Raw genomic sequence first — 23142 nt, 5'->3', positions numbered from 1 at the left:
CCGGCGTGCGCGGCGTACGGCCCTCGTGGTCGCCCCTGCCGTCCTGGCTGTCTCCTCCACGGGCTGGCAGCACGTCGCACCTCCGTCGCGGCCGCGGCATCATCGCCGCGCTTGGTGATGTTAGCCACATTGTTGAGGTGGAGTCAGCACTCCGGAAGAGACCCGTTCGTGATAGAGCGAACGCATGGCCGGTATTGGCCGGTGCACGACGCGGTCCCGCCCGCCGCGTACGGCAGGCGGGACCTCAAGAGCCCAGGCAGGACAGCCGGTCAGGCCGAACGGCGGCCGGCCCGGTTGACGGCCGACACGGCGGCCTTCAGCGATGCGCGTGTCGTGTTCGCATCGATGCCGATGCCCCACAGCACCTTGTCGTCGATGGCGAGCTCGATGTACGAGGCGGCCGACGCGGAGGCGCCCTCGCTCATCGTGTGCTCCTGGTAGTCCAGCAGCCGTGCGTCGACGCCGATGCCCTGCAGCGCGTGGAAGAACGCGGAGATCGGGCCGTTGCCGGTGCCGACCAGGGTGGTCTCCACGCCGTCCACCTCGGCGTCGACGGTGAGGGTGTCCACGCCGTCCTTGTCCGTGGTGGTCTGGCCGTTGCGGACCTGGATACGGCCCCAGGGGTTGTCCGGGTTCGGCAGGTACTCGTCCTGGAAGACCGCCCAGATGTCCTTCGGGGTGACCTCGCCGCCCTCGGCGTCCGTCTTCGCCTGGATGATCTTCGAGAACTCGATCTGCATCCGGCGCGGCAGGTCCAGCTTGTGGTCGTTCTTCAGGACGTACGCGATACCGCCCTTGCCGGACTGCGAGTTGACGCGGATCACGGCCTCGTAGGAGCGGCCGACGTCCTTGGGGTCGATGGGCAGGTACGGCACGGCCCACTCGATCTCGTCGACCGTCTTGTCCTGCGCCTTCGCGTCGGCCTCCATGGCGTCGAAGCCCTTCTTGATGGCGTCCTGGTGGGAGCCGGAGAAGGACGTGTAGACCAGGTCGCCCGCGTAGGGGTGGCGCGGGTGGACCTCCATCTGGTTGCAGTACTCGGCGGTGCGGCGGACCTCGTCGATGTCGGAGAAGTCGATCTGCGGGTCGACGCCCTGGGAGAACAGGTTCATGCCCAGGGTGACCAGGTCGACGTTGCCGGTGCGCTCGCCCTGCCCGAACAGGCAGCCCTCGACGCGGTCGGCGCCGGCCATCACGGCCAGCTCGGCGGCGGCGACGGCGGTGCCGCGGTCGTTGTGCGGGTGGGTCGACAGGCAGATGTACTCGCGGCGGGAGAGGTTGCGGCTCATCCACTCGAAGCGGTCCGCGTGCGTGGACGGCGTCGAACGCTCCACGGTGGCGGGCAGGTTGAGGATGATCTCGCGGTCCGGGCCGGGCTGCCAGACGTCCATCACCGACTCGCAGACCTCCAGCGCGAAGTCCAGCTCGGTGTCGGTGAAGATCTCGGGGCTGTACTGGTAGCCGAACTGCGTCTCCGGGCCCAGCAGTTTCTCCGCGTACTCCATCACCAGGCGGGTGCCGTCTATCGCGATCTGCTTGATGTCGTCCCTGGAGCCGCGGAAGACGACCCGGCGGAAGACGGGGGCGGTGGCGTTGTACAGGTGGACGGTGGCGCGGTGGGCGCCCTTCAGGGACTCCACGGTCCGCTCGATCAGGTCCTCACGGGCCTGGGTGAGTACGGAGATCGTGACGTCCTCGGGGATGGCGCCGGGCTCCTCGATGATCGAGCGCACGAAGTCGTAGTCGGTCTGCCCGGAGGCCGGGAAGCCGATCTCGATCTCCTTGTAGCCCATCTTGACCAGCAGGTCGAACATCGCGCGCTTGCGGGCGGGCGACATCGGGTCGATCAGGGCCTGGTTGCCGTCGCGCAGATCGGTGGAGAGCCAGCGCGGGGCCTTGGTGATCCGGTTGTCCGGCCACGTCCGGTCGGCGATGTCGACCTGGTCGTAGGGGCGGTACTTGTGGACCGGCATGGAGGTGGGCTGCTGGCGGTTCGCCATGGTGCGTAGGCTCCTCAGATGTCCGAAGGACGGCCGACGACGCGACGCCAAGCTCCGCGGGGAGGGAGTCGGCCTCGTCTACAGGCCCTCGCCGCGGCAGCTAAGGAGAAGCAGCCCGAAACGCATGATGCATCGCAGCCTAGCCGAGCCCCGCTCCGCCGGACGGCCCGTTTCAGTATGCGGGATGGCGGTGACATACGGGACCAAGAGCATGCGAAGTGACAGACGGTGCATGCGCGGCACCGCATCGGGAGCCGTACGGCCCGGCGTCACGGCACACGGACCGGCCCGACGCCGCGAAAGGACGCACCCCTAGCACAAGAAGCGGGGGGCGGACTGCCAGTTTCCCGGCATTTCCTCAATCGAGGTTGCGAGTAGTGACATTTCAGTCACTCAGTGCGACCGTACTGGTCATGACCGCACAACCGGGCTTCGAGCCCGTCTTCTGCACCATCGTGCCGCCCCATGTCCTCGACTCCCTGGCCCGGGCCGAGGACGCCGCGCTCGCCAGAGCCGCCCGCCGCACCCTGGAGCGCGACGCCTACGAGCGGACCCGCCGCCGGCTGACCACGGTGCTCGGCGCCCCGGCGCTCGCCCGGCCCGCCGGCACCCCCGAGGACCGCCCGAACCGCACGATCTACGACGCCGGACACCAGCAGGACCTGCCCGGCAGGAAGGTACGGAGCGAGGGCGACGAGCCCGGCAAGGACGCCACCGTCAACCGCGCCCACGCCGGACTCGGCGCCACCTTCGAGCTGTTCTCGAAGGCGTACGCGCGCAACTCGATCAACGGCGAGGGCCTGCCCCTCGACGCCACGGTGCACTTCGGCGAGGACTACAACAACGCCTTCTGGAACGGCGAGCAGATGGTGTTCGGCGACGGTGACGGCGAGATCTTCCTCGACTTCACCCTCCCCGTGGACGTCATCGGCCATGAACTCGCGCACGGCCTCACCCAGTACACGGCGAACCTCACCTACTTCGGCCAACCCGGCGCGCTCAACGAGTCGATGTCCGACGTCTTCGGCGCGCTGATCAAGCAGTACACGCTCGGCCAGACCGCCCAGGAGGCCGACTGGCTGATCGGCGCGGACCTGCTCGCCCCGCGCGTCACCGGCGTGGCCCTGCGCTCCATGAAAGCCCCGGGCACGGCGTACGACGACGACGTGCTCGGCAAGGACCCGCAGCCCGCGACGATGGACGACTATGTGCGCACCGGCCGCGACAACGGCGGCGTGCACATCAACTCCGGCATCCCCAACCACGCCTTCTACCTGGTCGCCACCGCGCTCGGCGGGCACGCCTGGGAGAAGGCCGGGCAGATCTGGTACGACGTGCTGACGGGCGGCGAGCTGACGGCGCAGGCCCTGTTCGCCGACTTCGCCGCGCTGACCGTCTCCGCCGCGCGCGCCCGCTACGGCGAGGCCGAGGAGCTCCAGGCGGTGCTGAAGGCGTGGGAACAGGTGAAGGTGCGTGTGCAGGAGACGCCGGAAAGGGCGCAGGCGTCGTAGCCGTACCGGAGCCGGCGTACTAGACAGGGACCCATGCGGATTCAAGTGAGGCGCACGGGCGGGTTCGCGGGGTTCGAGCGGTACGCGGAGGTGGACACCTCCGGCCGTCCCGACGCGGGTGAGTGGCGGATCCTGGCCGAGAAGGCGCTCGCCGCCGGCCGGGACACGCCGCCGATAGGGGTTCCGGACGGCTTCAGCTACCAGATCACCGTGGACGGGCGGACGGTGTACTGCGCGGATCCCCGGCTCACGGAGGAACAGCGGAAGCTGATCTCCAAGGTGCTCAAGGAGGGGGCGTGAGCGCGGCCGCGGCGAGAGGGCCGGTGCCTCGGTTCCCGTCCGGCTTCCTGTGGGGCGTGTCGACGTCCGCCCATCAGATCGAGGGTGCGGCGGACGAGCGCGAGCCTTCCGTGTGGGACGCGTTCGCGGCCGGACCGGGCCGGATCAAGGACGGCTCGACGGCGGACGTCGCCTGCGACCACTACCACCGCCACCGCGAGGACGTGGCCCTCCTCGCCCGTCTCGGCGTGGACGCGTACCGCTTCTCGATCTCCTGGCCCCGGGTGAACTCCCCCGGCGGCCTCGGCTTCTACGACCGTCTGGTCGACGAGCTGTGCGCGGCGGGGGTCCGGCCGGTGCCGACCCTCTACCACTGGGACCTCCCGCTGTCCGTCCAGGAGGCGGGCGGCTGGCTGCACCGGGACACGGCCGGGCGCTTCGCCGAGTACGTCGCCGTGGTCGCGGAGAGGCTCGGCGATCGCGTCAGCAAGTGGATCACCCTCAACGAGCCCGCCGAGCACACTCTGCTGGGCCACGCCCTCGGCACCCACGCGCCGGGCGGGCGGCTGCTGTTCGACGCGCTGCCCGCGGCCCACCACCAGCTGCTGGCCCACGGTCTGGCCGTACGGGCGCTGCACGCGGCCGGTGCCGGGGACATCGGGATCGCCAACTCCCACGGTCCGACGTGGCCGGCGTCACAGGAGGCGGCGGACGTGGCGGCGGCCGACTTCTACGACGTCCTGCTGAACCGTTTGTTCGCGGAGCCGGTCCTGCTGGGGCGCTACCCGGAGGGCATCGGCGAGCTGCTGCCGGGCGACGTCGAGGCCGACCTCAAGGTGATCGCCGAGCCGGTCGACTGGTACGGGATCAACTACTACGCACCGACGAGGGTGGGGGCGCCACACGGGGAGGAGATCGAGTTCGGCGGGGTGACGATGCCCGCCGAGCTGCCCTTCTCCGTGCGGGAGATCGAGGGCCGGCCGGTCACGGACTCCGGCTGGCCGGTGGTCCCCGAGGCCCTGACGGAGCTGCTCACCGGCTTCCGCGACCGCTACGGCGACCGTCTCCCGCCGGTCGTCATCACCGAGAACGGCTGCGCGTACGAGGGCGTCGACGACCAGGAGCGGATCGCCTACCTGGACGGCCACCTCCGCGCCCTGCACCGGGCCCTGGAGGCGGGCGTCGACGTCCGCGGGTACTTCGTGTGGTCGCTGCTGGACAACTTCGAGTGGGCGGAGGGGTACGCACGCCGCTTCGGCCTGGTCCACATCGACCACGGCACCTTGGAACGGACTCCCAAGGCGTCGTACGGCTGGCTGCGGGAGGTACTGCGGGCGCAGCGGTGAGCCGGGGCAGCGGGGCCCTGCCGGTCAGAAGCCCAGCCGGCGCAGCTGTTTCGGGTCCCGCTGCCAGTCCTTCGCGACCTTCACGTGCAGATCGAGGAAGACGGGCGTGCCGAGCAGCGCCTCGATCTGCTTGCGGGACTTGATGCCGACGTCCTTCAGGCGCTTGCCCTTGGGGCCGATGATGATGCCCTTCTGGCTGGGGCGCTCGATGTAGACGTTGGCGTGGATGTCGAGGAGCGGCTTGTCAGCGGGGCGGTCCTCGCGCGGCAGCATCTCCTCGACGACCACCGCGATGGAGTGCGGCAGCTCGTCCCGTACGCCCTCCAGCGCGGCCTCGCGGATCAGCTCCGCGACCATGACCTGCTCGGGCTCGTCGGTGAGGTCGCCCTCGGGGTAGAGCGGCGGGCTCTCGGGGAGCATCGGGATCAGCAGGTCGGCGAGCAGATCGACCTGCTTGTTCGCGGTCGCCGACACCGGGACGATCTCCGCCCAGGTGATGCCCAGCTCCTTGCCGAGCTGGTCGATGGCGATGAGCTGCTCGGCGAGCGCCTTGGAGTCGACGAGGTCCGTCTTGGTGACGATGGCGACCTTGGGGGTCTTCTTGATCCCCGCGAGCTCCTTGGCGATGAAACGGTCACCCGGACCGATCTTCTGGTCCGCGGGCAGGCAGAAGCCGATCACGTCGACCTCGGCCCAGGTGGTGCGGACCACGTCGTTCAGCCGCTCACCGAGCAGCGTGCGCGGCTTGTGCAGGCCCGGCGTGTCGACCAGGATCAGCTGGGCGTCCGACCGGTGCACGATGCCGCGCACGGTGTGCCGGGTCGTCTGCGGCCGGTTGGAGGTGATCGCCACCTTCTGCCCGACCAGAGCGTTCGTGAGGGTGGACTTGCCCGCGTTGGGACGGCCCACGAAACAGGCGAAGCCCGCCCGGTGAAGGGCCTCGGACGTTTCCGACGGCTCGGATGACTGACTGCGAACGCTCATGGCGCCCATTGTCCCTGATCCACGGGCCGCCGCCGCACCGCGCACGTATGCCCGCTGCCGGTGAGGCTCCGGAAACCCTCGCGCAACACGAAACGCCACGGAAACACAGCCGTACGCGACCGGAAATGCGGGGCGGTGACCCTCGGAGACCAGCCCCCACCACGAGGAGACCCGCCTGTGGAGTCCGTCACCCTGGCCGCCGGAAAGGCGTCCGCACTCGACACCGGCGACACCGCCTGGCTGCTCGCCGCCACCGCCCTGGTGCTGCTGATGACCCCGGGCCTGGCGCTGTTCTACGGCGGCATGGTCCGCACGAAGAGCGTGCTGAACATGCTGATGATGAGCTTCGTGTCGATCGCTCTCGTCACCGTGGTGTGGCTGGCGGCCGGCTACTCCCTCGCCTTCGGCGACGACGTCTTCGGCGGGCTGATCGGCGGCCTCGACCACGTGGGCATGCGGGGCCTGGGCCCGGACAGCGTCCAGGGCACCGTCCCCACGCTCCTCTTCGCCACCTTCCAGCTCACCTTCGCGATCATCACGGCGGCGCTGGTCAGCGGGGCGATCGCGGACCGCGCGAAGTTCGGGGCGTGGCTGGTCTTCGTGCCCGTCTGGGCCCTGCTCGTATACGTTCCCGTCACGCACTGGGTCTGGGGCCCGGGCGGCTGGATCCTGGACGAGCTGGGCGCGCTGGACTTCGCGGGCGGGCTGCCCGTCGAGATCACCTCCGGCGCCTCCGGGCTGGCGCTCTGCCTGGTCCTCGGCCCGCGGCTCGGCTTCAAGAGGGACGCGATGCGCCCGCACAACCTGCCGATGGTGGTGCTGGGCGCCGGTCTCCTCTGGTTCGGCTGGTTCGGCTTCAACGCCGGCTCCGCCCTCGGCGCCAACGGCATGGCCGCGGCGGTCTTCCTCAACACCCTCGCCGCCGGCTGCACCGGCCTGCTCGGCTGGCTCTTCGTGGAGCAGCGGCGCGACGGCCACCCGACCACGCTCGGCGCGGCCTCCGGCGCGGTCGCGGGCCTGGTCGCCATCACGCCGTCCTGCGGTTCGGTCTCCCTGCTCGGCGCGCTCGTCGTGGGCCTCGCCGCGGGTGCCGTCTGCTCCTGGGCGGTGAGCTGGAAGTTCAAGCTGAACTACGACGACTCGCTCGACGTCGTCGGCGTCCACCTGGTCGGCGGCGTCGTCGGCACCGTGCTGATCGGCGTCTTCGCCACGGCCACCATGACCGGCGGCGCCGAGGGCCTGCTGTACGGCGGCGGCCTCGCCCAGCTCGGCAAGCAGCTGGTCGCGGTGGCCGTGGTGGGTGCGTACGCCTTCGGCGTCACCTACGGCATCGGCAAGCTCATCGACCGCACGATGGGCTTCCGCGCCAGCGAGGAGCAGGAGCACACCGGCCTGGACCTTACGGTGCACGCCGAGACGGCCTACGATCACGGGGTCCTGGGCCACGGCGCCCCGGTCACCGCGTCCGTCCTCCCCACCGCCCAGAAGGGCAAGCCGTAAGCCATGAAGCTCATCACCGCGGTCGTCAAGCCGTACCGCCTCGACGACGTCAAGACCGCCCTGCAGGAGCTGGGCGTGCACGGCCTGACCGTGACCGAGGCCAGCGGCTACGGCCGCCAGCGCGGCCACACCGAGGTGTACCGCGGCGCGGAGTACCAGGTCGACCTCGTGCCCAAGGTCCGGATCGAGGTCGTCGTGGAGGACGCGGACGCCGACGCCGTCATCGACGCGATCGTCCGGGCGGCACGGACGGGAAAGATCGGCGACGGGAAGGTATGGGCGCTGCCCGTGGAGACGGTCGTCCGGGTCCGCACGGGTGAGCGCGGACCCGACGCGCTCTAGGAGCTGCCCGGCAGGTCAGCCCGCGGTCGGCGTGGCGCGGACCGTGCCGTCCGGGCCGGCCACCAGCACCGGGGTCTGCGGGCCGCCCAGGTCCCGTACGGCCGCCAGGTCCTCGGCCGACGCCGACTCGGCCTCCGTCACCAGGGCCGCCGCCTCCAGCGACTGCGCCCCGGACGCCACCGCCATCGCCACCGCCGTCCGCAGGGCGCTGAGCTTCAGCGAGTCCAGGGCGACGGTGCCGGCGACGTAGGTACGTCCGGTCTCGTCGCGTACGGCGGCACCCTCGGGCACACCGTTGCGGGCCCGCGCGGAACGGGCCAGGGTGACGATCTTGCGGTCCTCGGGGTCGAGCGCGCTGCTGTCGGTCATGGGCTGAGCATACGTAGCGCCGTACCGGTCAGCCCGCCACGGGGTACATCGCCCCGCGCCGTCCCTCCGGGGAGGCCAGCCACTCCAGCTTCGCCGCGCTGTTCGCCTCGTCCAGCGGCGTGTGCAGCACGATCGTCAGATCGGGCCGCGCGGGCACCTTCAGCGCCGTCGACTCCAGGCAGAGCAGGCCGACCAGCGGGTGCTCCAGTTCCTTGCGGAGCTGCCCGGCGTCCTCGATGTTCCGTTCCTCCCACAGCCGCCCGAACTCGTCGCTCGCCGCCCGCACCCGCGCCAGCACCTCCTGGAGTCCCTCGTCGCCGGGGTCGGCGGAGCAGGCGGCGCGGAACTGGGCGACGACCGTGCGGGCGTTGCGCTCCCAGCTCTCGGCACGCAGGCGGTAGAGCGGGTTGGTGAAGTAGTCGACGAGGCAGTTCCACGTGAGGTCGGGACGCATGCCGAGGACCATCGCGGCGGCGTCGTTGTACAGCACGCAGTTGTAGTAGCGGTCCATGATGTGCGCCGGGTACGGCATCCACGTGTCGATCAGCCGCCGCAGCCCGTCGCACATGTCCCGCTTCTCCGGGGCGACTTCGGGCGTGGGCGGGTTGAGCCCGGCGAGGACGTACAGGTGGCGCCGCTCGGCGTTGCTGAGCCGCAGTACGCGGGCGACGGCGTCCAGCACCTGCGGGGAGACGGAGATGTCCCGCCCCTGCTCCAGCCACTGGTACCAGGAGGCGCCCACCCCGGCGAGCACGGCGACCTCCTCGCGGCGCAGCCCCGGCGTCCGGCGCCGCGCCCCGCCGTCGGGCAGACCGGCCTCGGCCGGGGAGACCCGGGCCCGGCGGCTCATCAGGAACTCGCGCAGCTCACTGCGGCGGTGCGTCCTGCCCGCCCCCGTCACGGCCACGTCCGACACACATTCCCCCTGCTGGTGTGGGTCCGGCTGCTGGTGCCACCGCGGCCGCCGCGTCCGCCTCCGCCGCTGCCTGGTGGTGCCACCACCAGGACAACTGCCCGCTCCCCACGGCTATTCCGGCGCCGCCAGTCTCTTGCCCATGGCGATCGACACCTCCCTCACCACCTCCGCGCCACAGGCGCCCGGCCCCCGTCTCGCGGCCCGCGACCGGCTGGTCCTGTTCGTGCTGTGCGCGGCCCAGTTCATGGTCGCGCTGGACTTCTCCGTCCTGAACGTCGCCCTGCCGGTGCTCGGCACGGACCTGGGCATGAGCCAGTCCGCCCTGCAGTGGGCGGTGACGGCGTTCGCGCTGCCGTCCGGTGGCTTCCTGCTGCTCTTCGGCCGGATCGGCGACCTGTACGGCCGCCGGCTGCTCTTCCTGTCCGGGCTCGCCCTGTTCGGCGCGGCCTCGGTGCTGGCGACGTTCGCCTGGGACCCGGCCTCGTTCCTCGCCGGACGGGCGCTGCAGGGCCTGGGCGCGGCGGCCATCGTCCCGACCGGCATGTCGCTGCTGACGACGACGTTCCCGGAGGGGCCCGCCCGGGACCGCGCGCTCGGCATCTCGGGCACCCTGCTCTCCCTCGGCTTCACGGTCGGCATGGTGGCGGGCGGCGTCCTGACGGACGTGCTCGGCTGGCGCTCCACGATGGGCCTGCTCGCCCTGTTCGCGCTGGTCGTGCTGCCGCTCGCGCCCGGTCTGCTGCCCGAGTCGCGCACCCCCGAGCGCCCCCGCCTGGACGTGCCCGGCGCGGTCACCGTCACCGGCGGTCTGCTCTCCCTGATCTACGCCCTGTCGACCGCCGCCGACCACGGCTTCGGCCGTACGGACGTGGTCGTGACCCTGGTCGCGGGCGTGCTGCTGCTCACCGCGTTCGCCGTCGTGGAGACCCGTTCCGAGGCGCCCCTGGTCTCCCTGCCGATGCTGCGCCGCCGCACGGTGGCGTGGGGCAACCTGGGCGGCCTGGTCACCTTCTCGATGATGTCGACGGTCGTCTTCGCGCTGACCCTGTACCTCCAGGAGGTCCTGCGGCTGTCGGCCTTCGAGACGGGGCTGGTCTTCGGCGTCCAGGGCGTGCTGTCGGTGGTGGCGGGCGCGTACGCCCCGCGGGTCATCGGCCGCTTCGGCGCCCGCCGTACGCTGGCCGGCTCGCTCGCCGGCCAGGGCGCGCTGACCGCGGCGCTGCTGGCGCTCGGGGAGGGCGGCGGGTCCGTCTGGCTCGCCACGGCCGCCGTCTCGCTGGCGAGCATGTGCCACCTGGGCGCGATCATCTCGTACGGCCTCACCGTCACCTCCGGTGTGCCGGACGACGAGCAGGGCCTGGCCACCGGCCTGGTGACCTCGACCCAGCAGGTCGGCCTCACCGTCGGCATCCCGCTGCTGGGCGTGCTCGCCACGACGTCCGGGGAGCTGCTGTCCGGCGTCCGTACGGTGGTGGCGCTGGACGCGGCGATCGTGCTCGGGGCGGCGGTGCTGGTCGCTGTGGGGCTGCGCGGTCGCCGAGGGGCTTCAGGGACGGTCGAGGCGGAGGCGGTCGGCGCGCGGTAGACCGGCGACCACCAGGTCGTACGAGTCCTCCACCAGCTCCCGGACCAGGCGGTCCGGGAGCTCGCCGTCGGCGGTGACGGTGTTCCAGTGCCGCTTGTTCATGTGCCAGCCGGGGACGATCAGGCCGGGATGCTCCTCACGGAGCCGGACCGCGTCCTCCGGATCGCACTTCAGGTTGACCGTCAGGGGCCGCGCGTCCAGGTTCGTCAGGGCGAAGAGCTTGCCCAGCACCTTGAAGACCGAGGTCTCGGGGTTGAAGGGGAAGTCCTCCACGGTGGCGTTGAAGGACAGACAGAGGGCGCGCAGCTCCTGAGGGGTCACTACTCGTCACTCCGGTTTCGTCTCGTCCTCCTGCGGCGGGTCCGCCGGGCCCACCGGTTCCGCCAGCACGGTCACGATCTTGTTCCGGCGGCCGGCCGCGGCCTCCGCCGTCAGCCGCAGCTCGCGGCCGTCGGGCAGCTCGACCACCGAGGAGGCACCGGCGATCGGCACCCGGCCGAGCGCCTTGGCGAGCAGGCCGCCGACGGTCTCCACGTCCTCGTCGTCGAACGCCTCCAGGCCGTACAGCTCGCCCAGGTCGCCGATGTCGAGGCGGGCGGTGACCCGGTAGCGGTCCGCGCCGAGGACCTCCACCGGAGGCGTCTCACGGTCGTACTCGTCGGTGATCTCACCGACGATCTCCTCGAGGATGTCCTCGATGGTGACGATGCCGGCCGTGCCGCCGTACTCGTCGATGACGACGGCGACGTGGTTGCGCTCCTGCTGCATCTCGCGCAGCAGGTCGCCCGCGTTCTTGGTGTCGGGCACGAAGGTGGCGGGCCGCATCGCCGTGGACACCAGCTCCGACTCCGCGTCGCGGCTGATGTGTGTCTTGCGGGCGAGGTCCTTGAGGTAGACGATGCCGACGATGTCGTCCTCGCTGTCCCCGGTGACCGGTATGCGGGAGAAACCGGAGCGCAGCGCGAGGCTCAGCGCCTGGCGGATCGTCTTGAACCGCTCGATGACGACCAGGTCCGTGCGCGGCACCATCACCTCGCGCACGAGGGTGTCGCCGAGCTCGAACACCGAGTGCACCATGCGGCGCTCCTCGGCCTCGATCAGCGACTCCTTCTCCGCGAGGTCCACCAGCGCGCGCAGCTCCGCCTCGGAGGCGAAGGGGCCGCGGCGGAAGCCCTTGCCGGGGGTGAGGGCGTTGCCGATGAGGATCAGCAGCGACGGGATCGGGCCCATGATGCGGGCGAGCGGGACGAGGACGTACGCGGCCGCCGTCGCCGTGTTCAACGGGTGCTGGCGGCCGATGGTGCGCGGGGAGACACCGACCGCGACATAGCTGACGAGAACCATGACGCCTATCGCGACGGCCAGGGCCTCCCAGGTCACCGCGAACTCCCGCAGACAGCCGTAGGTGACGAGGGCGGCCGCCGCCATCTCACAGGCGACGCGGACCAGCAGCGCCACATTGAGGTAGCGGGTCGGGTCGGCGGCGACCTTGGCCAGCTTGGCGCTGCCGCGCCGCCCGGACCGTACCGCCTCCTCGGCGCGGAAGCTGGAGACGCGCGCCAGGCCCGCCTCCGCGCAGGCGGCGAGCCAGGCGACGACGATCAGTGCGACGGCGCCCGTGAGGAGTGCGGCGCTCATGAGACGGTCGGGGCCGGGGACGGGCCGGTCAGGCCCTTCTCCGCGCGCCAGCCGTCCACGATGGCGGCCTGCAGACCGAACATCTCGGCCTTCTCGTCGGGCTCCTCGTGGTCGTAGCCGAGGAGGTGCAGCACTCCGTGGACGGTGAGGAGCTGGAGCTCCTCGTCCATGGAGTGCCGCGTCGGCGCCTCCGCGCCCTGCTTGGCGGCGACCTCGGGGCAGAGCACGATGTCGCCGAGCAGGCCCTGCGGCGGCTCGTCGTCGTCCTTCGCCGGCGGCCGCAGCTCGTCCATCGGGAAGGACATGACATCCGTCGGACCGGGCAGGTCCATCCACTGGATGTGGAGCTGCTCCATGGCGTCGGCGTCCACGACGATCACAGAGAGCTCGGAGAGCGGGTGGATGCGCATCCGTGTGAGCGCGTAGCGGGCGATGTCGAGGATCGCCTGCTCGTCGACCTCGGTGCCGGACTCGTTGTTGACGTCGATCGACATGGTGCTGCTCGGTCTACTTCCCCTTGTGTTGCCCGGACCTGCCGCGGCTCTTGTGCGCGCCGTTCTCGGTGCCGTGCGTGGTGTCGTACTTGTCGTAGGCGTCGACAATACGGCCCACCAGCTTGTGCCGGACGACGTCCTGCGACGACAGGCGCGAGAAGTGGACGTCCTCGACGCCCTCCAGGATCTCCTGGACCTGACGCAGACCGGACTTGGTGCCGGACGGCAGGTCGACCTGGGTCACATCACCCGTGATCACGATCTTCGAGTCGAAGCCGAGGCGGGTGAGGAACATCTTCATCTGCTCGGGGCTCGTGTTCTGGGCCTCGTCCAGGATGATGAAGGCGTCGTTCAGCGTCCGGCCGCGCATATATGCGAGCGGCGCCACCTCGATCGTCCCCGCCGCCATCAGCCGCGGGATCGAGTCGGGGTCGAGCATGTCGTGCAGCGCGTCGTACAGCGGGCGCAGATACGGGTCGATCTTCTCGTAGAGGGTGCCGGGCAGGAAGCCCAGGCGCTCTCCCGCCTCCACCGCCGGGCGGGTCAGGATGATGCGGTTGACCTGCTTGGACTGGAGGGCCTGGACGGCCTTCGCCATGGCCAGGTAGGTCTTGCCGGTGCCGGCGGGTCCGATGCCGAAGACGATCGTGTGCTTGTCGATCGCGTCGACGTAGCGCTTCTGGTTGAGCGTCTTGGGGCGGATGGTGCGGCCGCGCGAGGACAGGATGTTCTGCGTGAGCACCTCGGCCGGGGTCTCCTGGCCGTCGCTCTCCCCGTTCTCGCTCGCCCTGAGCATGGCGATCGAGCGTTCCACTGCGTCCTCCGTCATCGGCTGTCCGGTGCGGAGCACCAGCATCATCTCGTCGAACAGGCGCTGGACGAGGGCCACTTCGGCGGCGTCGCCCACGGCGCTGATCTCATTGCCCCGGACATGTATGTCGACCGCCGGGAAGGCCTTCTCGATCACGCGCAGGAGGGAGTCCCCGGACCCCAGCACGGTCACCATGGGGTGCGCGGCCGGAACGGTGAACTGAGCTCTCGCCTGCCCCTGCGCGGAAGTGTGCGATGTGGGTGTCTGAGTCATGGGCCGGCTCGTAGGCCTTGCTCGTCCTCCTCGGTACGTCTCGCGCGCCCCTTGGGCGGCCTGGCGATTTCCAGGGTACGCCGGGTGGCTGACATCGCCGTAGGAGTTTTCGGCGCGAACCCGGCTGTGCGGCCGGGGCCGGGTTCGCGGCACGGAGCCGGGTTCGCGGCCCGATGGTCAGGCGGACCGGCGGAAGCCGATCGTCGGGACCGCTCTGCGCAGCGGCCACGGGGCGGTCCGCTGCTCCGGCAGCGAACGCAGCAGGTCCTCCAGGAACGCGTACCGGCGCAGCGCCGCCGGGTCCTGGGCGTCGAGGGACTGCACACGGCGCCACCAGGCCGCGATCTCGGCCCAGCCCGGCGCCGAGAGCGATCCGCCGAACTCCTGCACCGAGAGCGCGGCGGTCAGGCCCGCGAAGGCGAGCCGGTCCGCGAGCGGCCAGCCGGCCAGCGTGCCGGTGACGAAGCCCGCCACGAAGACGTCGCCCGCGCCCGTGGGGTCCAGCGCCTCGACGGCGATGGCGGGCACCTCTGCGGTCTCGCCGGTACGGGCGTCCACGGCGTACGCGCCCTCCGCGCCGAGGGTGACCACGGCGAGCGGTACGTGGTCGGTGAGGGCGTGGGCTGCGGTGCGGGGGCAGTCGGTGCGGGTGTAGCGCATGGCCTCCTCGGCGTTGGGGAGGAATGCCTCGCAGTGCTCCAGGTCGGCGAGGCCGGCCAGGTCCCAGCGGCCCGTCTCGTCCCAGCCGACGTCCGCGAAGATCCGGGTGCCGCTGCTCGCCGCCCGTGCGATCCAGTGCGCGCGCATGCCCGGCACCAGGGAGGCGACGGCGGCGCGGGCGTACGGCGCGCAGTCCGGGGCGGGCTCCTCCGGGGGCGGCTCGTGACCGTGGGAGACCATGGTGCGCTCACCCTCGTACGCCATGGAGACGGTGACCGGGGAGTGCCAGTGGGGGACGGTGCGGGACGGGGTGAGGTCGATGCCCTCGCCGTGTTCGAGTGCGTCCCAGCAGTACTCCCCGTAGTGGTCGTCGCCGAAGGCCGCGGCGAGGGAGGTCCGCAGGCCGAGCCGGGCCAGCGCCGTCGCCATGTTGGCGACGCCGCCGGGGCTGGAGCCCATGCCGCGGGCCCAGGTCTCGGTGCCGCGCACGGGGGCGCAGTCGAGGCCGGTGAAGACGATGTCGAGGAAGACCGTGCCCGTCAGGTAGACGTCCCAGGGCGGGTCGTCCGGGGCGCGCAGCGCGGCGAGGGGGTCTCCCCGGCGGAGCTGGTGGCTGGGGTGGAAGTCGGTCGGGGGCCGGTCGGTCCGGAGCCGGCCGCTCTCGGGCCGGCGCTGCGGTCGCTCTCCTTCGGGCGCGGTCACGGTGTGCTCCCTGGCCTGGTGTGGTGCGGGTCAGGCCAGTGTGCACCAAGGCCTGGGCGGGGTGACGCCGCCGGGCGCCACCACCGCGGTTCGTGGCGTCACCAGCGCGGCACGGACGGCGTGACCCACTCCGGGTCGGCGGCCCGCATGGCCGCCGCGTCGTCCCGGTCCCGCAGCGAGCCGTCGTCGTCCAGCCACCGCTCGTGCAGGAACCGCAGCCGGTCGCGGTCCAGTTCGACGCCGAGGCCGGGCGCGTCCGAGACGGTGACCTTGCCGCCGGTGAAGGCGATGCGCTCGGTGAGCACGTCCTCGGACTGCCAGGGGTAGTGGGAGTCACAGGCGTGGTGGAGGTTCGGAACGGTCGCCGCGACGTGGGTCATCGCGGCGAGGGAGATGCCGAGGTGGGTGTTGGAGTGCATGGACACCCCGACCCCGAAGGCGTCGCAGACGGCGGCGAGGCGCTGGGTGTTGCGCAGTCCGCCCCAGTAGTGGTGGTCGGAGCCCGCGCGGCATCCGGCGCGGAGCGGAAACACCCAGAAAAAGCCCCACCACTACCCAGCAGCCACCACACCAAACGACAAGTGATTCAGATCACACATCACGCGCTTCTTCTCCCAACTGCCTGCTTGATACAAATTGGCCGCGCGTTCCTGTCCGTCGACAGCCGCCCACCCCCCACCTCCCGTGCTCCCACGGCACCTTCGCACGCCCAGGAACGCCCGTGTCCCCCCGCTCCGCCCTGCCCTGGCCCCTCGTCGCCCTTTTCACGGCCGGGTACCTCGCCTCCTACCTCCTCCCCACCACCGTCGGCAGGCTCGACGCCTCCCTCCCCCTCACCGCCACCGAGGCGGGGGCCATCGGCAGCGCGCTGCTGCTGAGTTCGGCGTCGGCGGGCTTCCTGCTCGCGTCCCGGGGCGGCCGTTTCGCCCCCCGCGTCCTCGCCCGCACCGGCCTCGCCCTCGCCGTCACCGGCTACGGCGCGGCCGCCCTCACGGACACCGTGCCCGCCGTCGTCGCGGGCGCGATGCTCGGCGGTCTCGGGTCCGGCACCGCCACCGCCGTCGCCGCCACGGGCATCGCCGCCCAGCGGGACCCGCACCGCGTCACCACGCTGGGCCTGCTCGGCGTCTCGGCCCTCGCGGGTGCCCTGTACCTGACGGTCCCCCACCTGGGACCGGGCCACGGGCTGCCGCTCGCCGCCCTCGCGCTCACCGCGCTCGCGGTGTGGCCGACGACCGGACAGCTCCCCGCCACGGCGCCCCACCCGGTCCATGACGCCCGCGGCGGCGACGGCGCCGCCCTGCCCCGCCCCCGCGCCGGGCTCGCCCTCGCCGCCGCCATGCTCTGCTGGTCCCTCGCCCAGAACTCCCTCTGGGGCGTCAGCGGCCGCATCGGACTGCACCAGGCGGGCCTGTCCGAGGTCACCGTCGGCGTGGTCTTCGCCGTGGCGCTCGGCGGGGGGCTGCTCGGCGTCGTCGGCGCCGGGGCGCTCGGCCCCCGCCTCGGCCGGACCCTACCCATCGGTGCCGGTACGGCGCTCATCGCCGGGTGCATCGCGGTGAGCGCCGCCGCGACCGACCTCGTCACCTTCGCCGCCGGCGAGATCGCCTGGAACACGCTCTACCCGGTCGTGCTGTCGTACGTGATCGGGCTCGCCGCCTCGCTCGACGCGCGCGGCCGCTGGGCGGTCCTGGTGGGCGCCGCGTCCTCGCTCGGTACGGCGTGCGGCCCGCTCACCGGCAGCCTGCTGTCCGCGCACGCGGGCTACCCGGGCATGGGGCTGGTCCTGGCGGCGGGCCTGCTGGCGGTCGCCGTACCGATGACGGCCGTCGCCCTGCGCACCAGGACCGCGGACCACACCGCCGCCGCCCGGTCGGCGGCCCGCCCGGACACCGCCGCACGCTACGAACCGGCGGCCTGACGGTCCGGCCCCTCGGTCAGGCGAAGACGTACGCCTCCACCTCGGCGAGATACCGCGCCCGCCGCTCCTCGTCGTGCTCCAGGAAGGACGCGAGGAAGGAGTTGCGGGCCAGTTCCCGCAGCCGCTCCTCCCCGAGACCGAGGGTCTCCCGCACCGCCGCGAAGTTGTCCCCGGCGTACCCGCCGAAGTACGCCGGATCGTCGGAGTTCACCGTGCACAGCAGCCCGGCGTCGAGCATCGCGGGCAGCGGGTGCTCCGCCAGGGTGTCGACGGTCCGCAGCCGTACGTTGGACAGCGGGCACAGCGTCAGCGGCACCCGCTCGCGCACCAGCCGCTCCACCAGCGCGGGGTCCTCCATGCAGCGCAGCCCGTGGTCGACGCGCTCGACGCCGAGCACGTCCAGGGCCTCGGTGATGTACGCGGGCGGGCCCTCCTCGCCGGCGTGGGCGACGCGGCGCAGCCCCAGCCGGGCAGCCTCCTCGTACACCTCGCGGAACTTCACCGGCGGGTGCCCGACCTCTGCGGAGTCGAGTCCGACGCCGATGATCCGGTCGAGGTACGGCTTCGCGGCCTCGAGGGTCTCCCTCGCCGACTCGGCGGACTCGTCGCGCAGGAAGCACATGATCAGCTGGGTGGAGACGCCGTGGGTCTCCTCGCTGCGGCCGAGGGCACGCCACAGCCCCTCCACCACGGTCCCCATCCCGACGCCGCGCGCCATGTGGGCCTGCGGGTCGAAGAAGATCTCGGCGTGCCGGACGCCCTGCGCGGCGGCGCGGGCGAGGTAGGCGTCGGCCAGGTCGGCGAAGTCCTGCTCGGTGCGCAGCACGGCCATGAGCTCGTAGTACAGGTTCAGGAAGGACTGGAGGTCCTCGAACCGGTACGCCTCACGGAGCGCGTCCGTGTCGGCGTAGGGCAGCTCGACGCCGTTGCGCGCGGCGAGCGCGAAGGCGAGCTCGGGCTCCAGGGTGCCTTCGATGTGGAGGTGCAGTTCGGCTTTCGGTACGGGCATCAAAGCATCGTACGGCGGTCGACCCCCCACATCGAAAACGACGTGCCACCCGTGCCGCAGCTCACCGCCGCTTCGGCACCGGCACCCGCAGCAGGTCCTGCGCGACGGTCAGCTCTCCCTCGAATCCGGCCGCCCGCGCCTGCCGCTCGAACTCGTCCGGGTCGGTGTAGCGCTGGCTGAAGTGCGTCAGGACCAGGTGCCGTACGCCCGCGTCCCGGGCCACCCGCGCCGCCTGGCCGGCCGTGAGGTGACCGTGCTCGACGGCGAGGTCCTCGTCCTCGTCGAGGAAGGTCGACTCGATGACGAGCAGGTCGCAGCCCTCGGCGAGCGCGTGCACGCCCTCGCACAGCCGGGTGTCCATGACGAACGCGAACCGCTGCCCGCGCCGCACCTCGCTCACGTCGGTGAGCGAGACCCCGCCGAGGGAGCCCTCCCGCTGGATCCGCCCGACGTCCGGGCCCTTGATGCCGTGCGCGGCGAGCCGCTCCGGCAGCATCCGCCGCCCGTCCGGCTCGACCAGCCGGTAGCCGTACGACTCGACCGGGTGGGACAGCTTGCGCGCCTCCAGGGTGTACGAGGGAGCGGCGGCCAGCACCCCGTCCGCGGCGACCGGCGCCTCGGTCAGCTCCACGGTCTCGCGGTACGCGGTGGCGTACCGCAGCCGGTCGAAGAACCGCTGCCCGGAGCGCGGGTAGTGCGCGGTGACCTGGTGCGGGACACGGTCGAGGTTGATGCGCTGGATCACTCCGGCGAGGCCCAGCGAATGGTCCCCGTGGAAGTGCGTGACGCAGATGCGGTGCAGGTCGTGGGCGGCGACCCCGGCCCGCAGCATCTGCCGCTGCGTGCCCTCGCCGGGGTCGAACATGATGCCCTCGCCGTCCCAGCGCAGCATGTACCCGTTGTGGTTGCGGTGCCGGGTCGGGACCTGGCTGGCGGTGCCGAGGACCACCAGTTCACGTACGGACACGCCGGTCTACCCGGGAGGCCATTGCAGACCGCGCCCGCCCATGACGTGCGCGTGCGTGTGGAAGACGGTCTGGCCGGCGCCGCTGCCCGTGTTGAACACGATGCGGTAGCTCTCCAGCTGCTCGTCGTCCGCGACGGCCTGGGTCTCGCGCAGCACGTCCGCCGCGAGCGCCGGGTCGGCGGCGGCGAGGGCGGCCGCGTCCCTGTGGTGGGCCTTGGGGATCACCAGGACGTGGGTGGGCGCCTGCGGGTTGATGTCCCGGAACGCGAGGGTCGTCTCCGTCTCGCGGACGACCGTCGCCGGGATCTCCTTGGCCACGATCCTGCAGAACAGGCAGTCGTCCTGCGGTGCAGGGGCCTCCTGTGCCATGCGTGTGCCTCCTCACGCCGGTTGATCGTTACCCGGGCATCGTAGCGACCGCCCGCCCCGCCGCTACAGCTCCGGCACCCGCGGGGGCGTCTTCGCCGGGGACTCCGTCAGGGCCTCCAGCGCGATCCGGACCGCCTCGTCCAGCTGCGGGTCACGCCCGGCGGCGTGGTCCTGCGGCGTCTGCACGACCTCCACGTCGGGGTCGACGCCGCGGTTCTCCACGCCCCACTCGTACCCCTCCAGCCAGAACGCGTACTTGGGCTGGGTGACGAGGGTGCCGTCGACCAGCCGGTAGCGGCTGTCGATGCCGACGACGCCGCCCCAGGTGCGGGTGCCCACCACGGGCCCGAGCCCGAGCGCCTTGACCGCCGCGTTGACGATGTCCCCGTCGGAGCCGGAGAACTCGTTGGCGACGGCGACCACGGGGCCGCGCGGCGCGTCCTGCGGATAGCTGTACGGGCGCATCCCGCGCGGCCGGACCCAGCCCACGATGCGGCGCGCCAGCTTCTCGACCACCAGCTGGGAGGTGTGGCCGCCGCGGTTCTCGCGGACGTCTACGACCAGGCCCTCCCGGGCCACCTCGACGCGCAGATCGCGGTGGATCTGCGCCCAGCCGGGCGCCTGCATGTCGGGGACGTGGAGGTAGCCGAGCCGGCCGCCGGACCTCTCGTGCACGTAGGCGCGCCGGTCGGCGACCCAGGCGTGGTAGCGCAGCGGCTCCTCGTCGGCGACGGGCACGACGACCGTGTGCCGCGGATCGCCGCCGCCCGCGGGCAGGACCGTCAGCTCGACCGGATTGCCCGCCGTACCGACGAGCAGCGGTCCGGGCCCGGTGACCGGGTCCACCGGCTGCCCGCCCACCGCGACGATCGCGTCCCCGGCCCGTACGGCCACGCCGGGCGCGGCGAGCGGCGCCTGCGCGTCGGGGTCGGAGGTCTCCGACGGCAGGATCCGGTCGATGCGCCACTGGCCGTCCCCGTGCCGGGAGATGTCCGCGCCGAGCAGCCCCTGCCGCAGGTCTGACCGGCCGCCCCCGCCGGACGGGGTGACGTACGCGTGGGAGGTGCCGAGCTCCCCCTGCACCTCCCACAGCAGGTCGACCAGGTCGTCATGGGTGGCGATCCGGCCGAGCACCGGCCGATAACGGTCCAGCACGGCCTGCCAGTCGGTGCCGCCGAGGTCCGGGCGCCAGAAGTTGTCCCGCATGACACGGCCGGTCTCGTCGTACATCTGGCGCCACTCGGCGGCCGGGTCGACGGTCTGCCGGACCCGCGAGAGGTCGACGGTGATGTTGGTGTCGCTGTCCTCGTCGCCCGAGGCACGCCGGTCGCTGGGCACGACCTTGAGCCGGCCGTCGGTCCAGAGCAGCACCCGCTTGCCGTCGCCGCTGACCGAGAAGTGGTCCGCGTCGGAGGCGAGGTGCTCCGCACGCCGCTGGGCGAGGTCGTAGCGCTCCAGTGCCGTCTTGGGGTCGGGGTCGTCGGGGGTGGCCCGCGCATGGCCGAGCACGCCCCGCACCGGGTGCCGCAGCCACAGCACGCCGTCCTTGGCGGCCCGGAGGGTCGAGTAGCGGGCGGCCTCGACGGGGAACGGCACGATCCGGTCGGCGAGCCCTTCGAGGTCGACACGGGTCGCGGGGGCGCCCTCGCTGTCGGGGGTCTCGTCCTTGTCGGGCGCGTCGAAGGGGCGCCCGTGGCGCTGCGGCCCGAAGGGGGACGGGGTGGTCGCGGCGAGCGTGATCAGGTGAGGGCGGGAGCCGCCCACGAACGCCAGGTCGAAGACGTGCTCGTCGTAGACCGGGTCGAAGGACCGCGCCGACAGGAACGCCAGGTGCTTGCCGTCGAGCGTGAACGCGGGCGAGTAGTCCCGGAACCGCAGCGGGGTGGCCTCGGTGACCGACAGGTCGGCGGTGTTGGCGAGCTTCAGCTGGCGCAGCGGGCGCGGGCCGGGGTGCGACCAGGCGAGCCAGCCGGAGTCGGGCGAGAAGCACAGCCCGGAGACCTCGCCGTCCTCGCTGCGGTCGACCTCCCGCACCTCCCCGCTCTCCCGCTCGACGAGGAGGACGCGCCCGTCGTGGGAGGCGACGGCGGCCCGGCTGCCGTCCGGCGCCATGGCGAGCCCCAGCACGCGGCCCAGCCGCCCCGCGGCGAGCCGGCGCGGTGTGGCGCCGGGCGCGGTGCCGGTCGCCGGGGCGAACTCCAGCGCGTCGTCGCCCTCCGCGTCCGTCACCCACACGGCCCACTCCTCGCCCTCCGCGCGGAAGGTACGGGGCAGCCGGGCGCGTACGCCGTGCCGGGCGGCGAGGGCGCGGGCGGGTCCGGAGCGGTGGGTGACCCAGTGGACGGCGCCGCGCACACAGACGGCGCTGCCCCGGCCGGTGTGGTCGGTCGCGGCCGACCCGAACCACCGGCTCGCGTTCACGGGGTACGGCTGGAGGTCGACGCGCTGCCCGCCGAGCCGGATGTCCAGCCGCCGGGGCTCGGCGCCGTCGAGGTCGTCGAGGATCCACAGCTCGCCGGCCGACATGTACACGACCCGGGTGCCGTCGGTGGCGGCGTGCCGGGCATAGAAAGTGTCGAGCGGCGTGTGCCGGCGCAGGTCCGACCCGTCCGCGAGCGAGGAGTACAGGGCGCCCACGCCCTCGTGGTCGGACAGGAAAGCGATCCTCCCCCAAGTCCTCGGCTCCGCTCGAACCGGGGCTTCCCCTGTCCCGACCCAGAACGGGTACTCGATGTTCCCGTCCAGCCCTTCGTGCAGCCGTACGAACTCGCCGGCGCCCGCTGTGCTCTCTGTGCTCTCTGTGCTCTCTGCGCTTTCGACGGGGCGCTCGATCCACAGCTTGCCCGCCGTGCCGCCCCGGTAGCGCTTCCACCAGGCGGCCTCGCGCCCCATGGGAGCGGACAGCAGCACGGTGCGCGGCCCGTACGCGACGTCGCCGACGGGCCCGTACGGCAGGGTGGCCGCCGGCCCGCCGTCCAGCGGTACGGCCCGCGCCCAGCTGCGGCGCAGGCTCGCCTGTCCCTGGGCGCTGAGCACAAGAACCTCTCCGCCGGGCGTCCAGCCCCGCACCTGGGTCCGCAGGCTCCCCCAGTGGGTCAGCCGCCTGGACGGGCCGCCGTCGAGGGGCGCGATGTGGACCTCGGGCGCCCCGTCGCGGGTCGACGTCCAGGCGAGCGTGGTGCCGTCGGGCGAGATGCGCGGATGGTCGACCGGGACGTGGTCCGCGCTGACCCGCCAGGCACGGCCACCGTCGAGGGGCGCCACCCAGACGTCGTCCTCGGCGGTGAAGGCGACCCGGTCGCCGTGCAGATGCGGATACCGGAGATACGCGGAGGCCGGCGAGGACGGCGAGGAGGAGGTGGCTGCGGTGACTGCGGAGGCTGCGGTGTCTGCGGGCTGTGTCACCCGGTCACTCTAGGCAGCCTCCGCCGTTCCCGGGAGAGGGCGTCACGCGGTCGGTTCCCGC

At 72.3% G+C, this 23142-nt stretch carries 20 protein-coding genes and 1 pseudogene; 7 read left to right on the top strand and 14 right to left on the bottom strand.

The window, feature by feature from the left end; all coding sequences use genetic code 11:
• Positions 1–269: 269 nt before the first annotated feature.
• Positions 270–2000, bottom strand: a complete 1731-nt coding sequence (leuA, locus tag IE242_RS21470) for a 2-isopropylmalate synthase (protein ID WP_189861687.1) — start codon at positions 1998–2000, stop codon at positions 270–272.
• Positions 2001–2413: 413 nt separating this feature from the next.
• On the opposite strand from leuA, the gene IE242_RS21465 reads away from it, so the two are divergent.
• Genes IE242_RS21465 through IE242_RS21455 form a run of 3 tightly spaced genes read left to right on the top strand, consistent with a single transcriptional unit; the run spans position 2414 to position 5136 of the window.
• Positions 2414–3511: a M4 family metallopeptidase gene (locus IE242_RS21465; protein ID WP_189861686.1), complete on the top strand. Its 1098-nt coding sequence runs from the start codon at positions 2414–2416 to the stop codon at positions 3509–3511.
• A 33-nt stretch (positions 3512–3544) separates the two neighbouring features.
• Positions 3545–3811: a protealysin inhibitor emfourin gene (locus IE242_RS21460; RefSeq protein WP_189861685.1), complete on the top strand. Its 267-nt coding sequence runs from the start codon at positions 3545–3547 to the stop codon at positions 3809–3811.
• Entirely contained in the window at positions 3808–5136 is a 1329-nt protein-coding gene (locus IE242_RS21455) for a GH1 family beta-glucosidase (RefSeq protein ID WP_189861684.1), read from the top strand. The genes IE242_RS21460 and IE242_RS21455 overlap by 4 nt, the downstream gene beginning before the upstream one ends.
• Positions 5137–5160: 24 nt before the next feature.
• Here IE242_RS21455 and era read toward each other — a convergent pair whose 3' ends face one another.
• Positions 5161–6120 carry a GTPase Era gene (era, locus tag IE242_RS21450; RefSeq protein WP_189861683.1) on the bottom strand — a complete coding sequence of 320 codons (960 nt, stop codon included), beginning with the start codon at positions 6118–6120 and terminating at the stop codon, positions 5161–5163.
• A 177-nt stretch (positions 6121–6297) separates the two neighbouring features.
• On the opposite strand from era, the gene IE242_RS21445 reads away from it, so the two are divergent.
• Both IE242_RS21445 and IE242_RS21440 read left to right on the top strand, forming a co-directional pair.
• On the top strand, positions 6298–7620 hold the full coding sequence (locus IE242_RS21445; RefSeq protein ID WP_189861682.1) for an ammonium transporter: 1323 nt from the start codon (positions 6298–6300) through the stop codon (positions 7618–7620).
• Positions 7621–7623: 3 nt separating this feature from the next.
• A complete protein-coding gene (locus IE242_RS21440; RefSeq protein WP_189861680.1) occupies positions 7624–7962 on the top strand; it encodes a P-II family nitrogen regulator in 339 nt (112 codons plus the stop codon).
• A 15-nt stretch (positions 7963–7977) separates the two neighbouring features.
• On the opposite strand, the gene IE242_RS21435 is transcribed toward IE242_RS21440, so the two are convergent.
• Together IE242_RS21435 and IE242_RS21430 are read right to left on the bottom strand one after the other, a co-directional pair.
• Complete coding sequence (locus tag IE242_RS21435; RefSeq protein ID WP_189861679.1) at positions 7978–8331, bottom strand: cytidine deaminase-like protein; 354 nt, start codon at positions 8329–8331, stop codon at positions 7978–7980.
• Positions 8332–8359: 28 nt separating this feature from the next.
• Positions 8360–9181: a helix-turn-helix transcriptional regulator gene (locus IE242_RS21430; protein WP_189861821.1), complete on the bottom strand. Its 822-nt coding sequence runs from the start codon at positions 9179–9181 to the stop codon at positions 8360–8362.
• 205 nt (positions 9182–9386) lie between these two features.
• Between IE242_RS21430 and IE242_RS21425 the strand changes: the two genes are divergently transcribed.
• Positions 9387–10832, top strand: coding sequence for an MFS transporter (locus tag IE242_RS21425; RefSeq protein WP_189861677.1), 1446 nt, complete (start codon positions 9387–9389; stop codon positions 10830–10832).
• Here the strand turns inward: IE242_RS21425 and IE242_RS21420 are convergent.
• From IE242_RS21420 to IE242_RS21395, 6 genes and pseudogenes are all read right to left on the bottom strand, one after another.
• Entirely contained in the window at positions 10794–11153 is a 360-nt protein-coding gene (locus tag IE242_RS21420; protein ID WP_189861675.1) for an MmcQ/YjbR family DNA-binding protein, read from the bottom strand. The genes IE242_RS21425 and IE242_RS21420 overlap by 39 nt on opposite strands.
• A gap of 6 nt (positions 11154–11159) precedes the next feature.
• Positions 11160–12470 carry a hemolysin family protein gene (locus tag IE242_RS21415; RefSeq protein WP_189861673.1) on the bottom strand — a complete coding sequence of 437 codons (1311 nt, stop codon included), beginning with the start codon at positions 12468–12470 and terminating at the stop codon, positions 11160–11162.
• Positions 12467–12964: an rRNA maturation RNase YbeY gene (ybeY, locus tag IE242_RS21410; protein WP_189861671.1), complete on the bottom strand. Its 498-nt coding sequence runs from the start codon at positions 12962–12964 to the stop codon at positions 12467–12469. Before ybeY ends, IE242_RS21415 begins: the two co-directional genes overlap by 4 nt.
• Positions 12965–12977: 13 nt before the next feature.
• A complete protein-coding gene (locus tag IE242_RS21405) occupies positions 12978–14048 on the bottom strand; it encodes a PhoH family protein (protein ID WP_189861669.1) in 1071 nt (356 codons plus the stop codon).
• 177 nt (positions 14049–14225) lie between these two features.
• Positions 14226–15287 (bottom strand): carbohydrate kinase family protein, encoded by a 1062-nt coding sequence (locus IE242_RS21400; RefSeq protein ID WP_229859237.1) that lies wholly within the window; start codon positions 15285–15287, stop codon positions 14226–14228.
• A gap of 221 nt (positions 15288–15508) precedes the next feature.
• Positions 15509–15910, bottom strand: a pseudogene (locus IE242_RS21395) (enolase C-terminal domain-like protein); the annotation flags it as partial.
• Positions 15911–16131: 221 nt separating this feature from the next.
• Between IE242_RS21395 and IE242_RS21390 the strand changes: the two are divergent.
• Positions 16132–17331 carry an MFS transporter gene (locus tag IE242_RS21390; protein WP_189861665.1) on the top strand — a complete coding sequence of 400 codons (1200 nt, stop codon included), beginning with the start codon at positions 16132–16134 and terminating at the stop codon, positions 17329–17331.
• Positions 17332–17347: 16 nt separating this feature from the next.
• On the opposite strand, the gene IE242_RS21385 is transcribed toward IE242_RS21390, so the two are convergent.
• The 4 genes from IE242_RS21385 to IE242_RS21370 form a co-directional block, all read right to left on the bottom strand.
• Positions 17348–18340 (bottom strand): adenosine deaminase, encoded by a 993-nt coding sequence (locus tag IE242_RS21385; RefSeq protein WP_189861664.1) that lies wholly within the window; start codon positions 18338–18340, stop codon positions 17348–17350.
• 61 nt (positions 18341–18401) lie between these two features.
• On the bottom strand, positions 18402–19307 hold the full coding sequence (locus tag IE242_RS21380) for a ribonuclease Z (RefSeq protein ID WP_189861662.1): 906 nt from the start codon (positions 19305–19307) through the stop codon (positions 18402–18404).
• A gap of 6 nt (positions 19308–19313) precedes the next feature.
• Complete coding sequence (locus IE242_RS21375; protein WP_189861660.1) at positions 19314–19676, bottom strand: histidine triad nucleotide-binding protein; 363 nt, start codon at positions 19674–19676, stop codon at positions 19314–19316.
• 63 nt (positions 19677–19739) lie between these two features.
• Positions 19740–23081, bottom strand: a complete 3342-nt coding sequence (locus tag IE242_RS21370) for a S41 family peptidase (protein WP_189861658.1) — start codon at positions 23079–23081, stop codon at positions 19740–19742.
• Positions 23082–23142: the final 61 nt, after the last annotated feature.

Origin of the sequence: Streptomyces poonensis, from assembly GCF_014650915.1 — a bacterium.
Taxonomy (GTDB): domain Bacteria; phylum Actinomycetota; class Actinomycetes; order Streptomycetales; family Streptomycetaceae; genus Streptomyces; species Streptomyces poonensis.
This window is presented reverse-complemented; position numbering and strand designations above follow the sequence as displayed.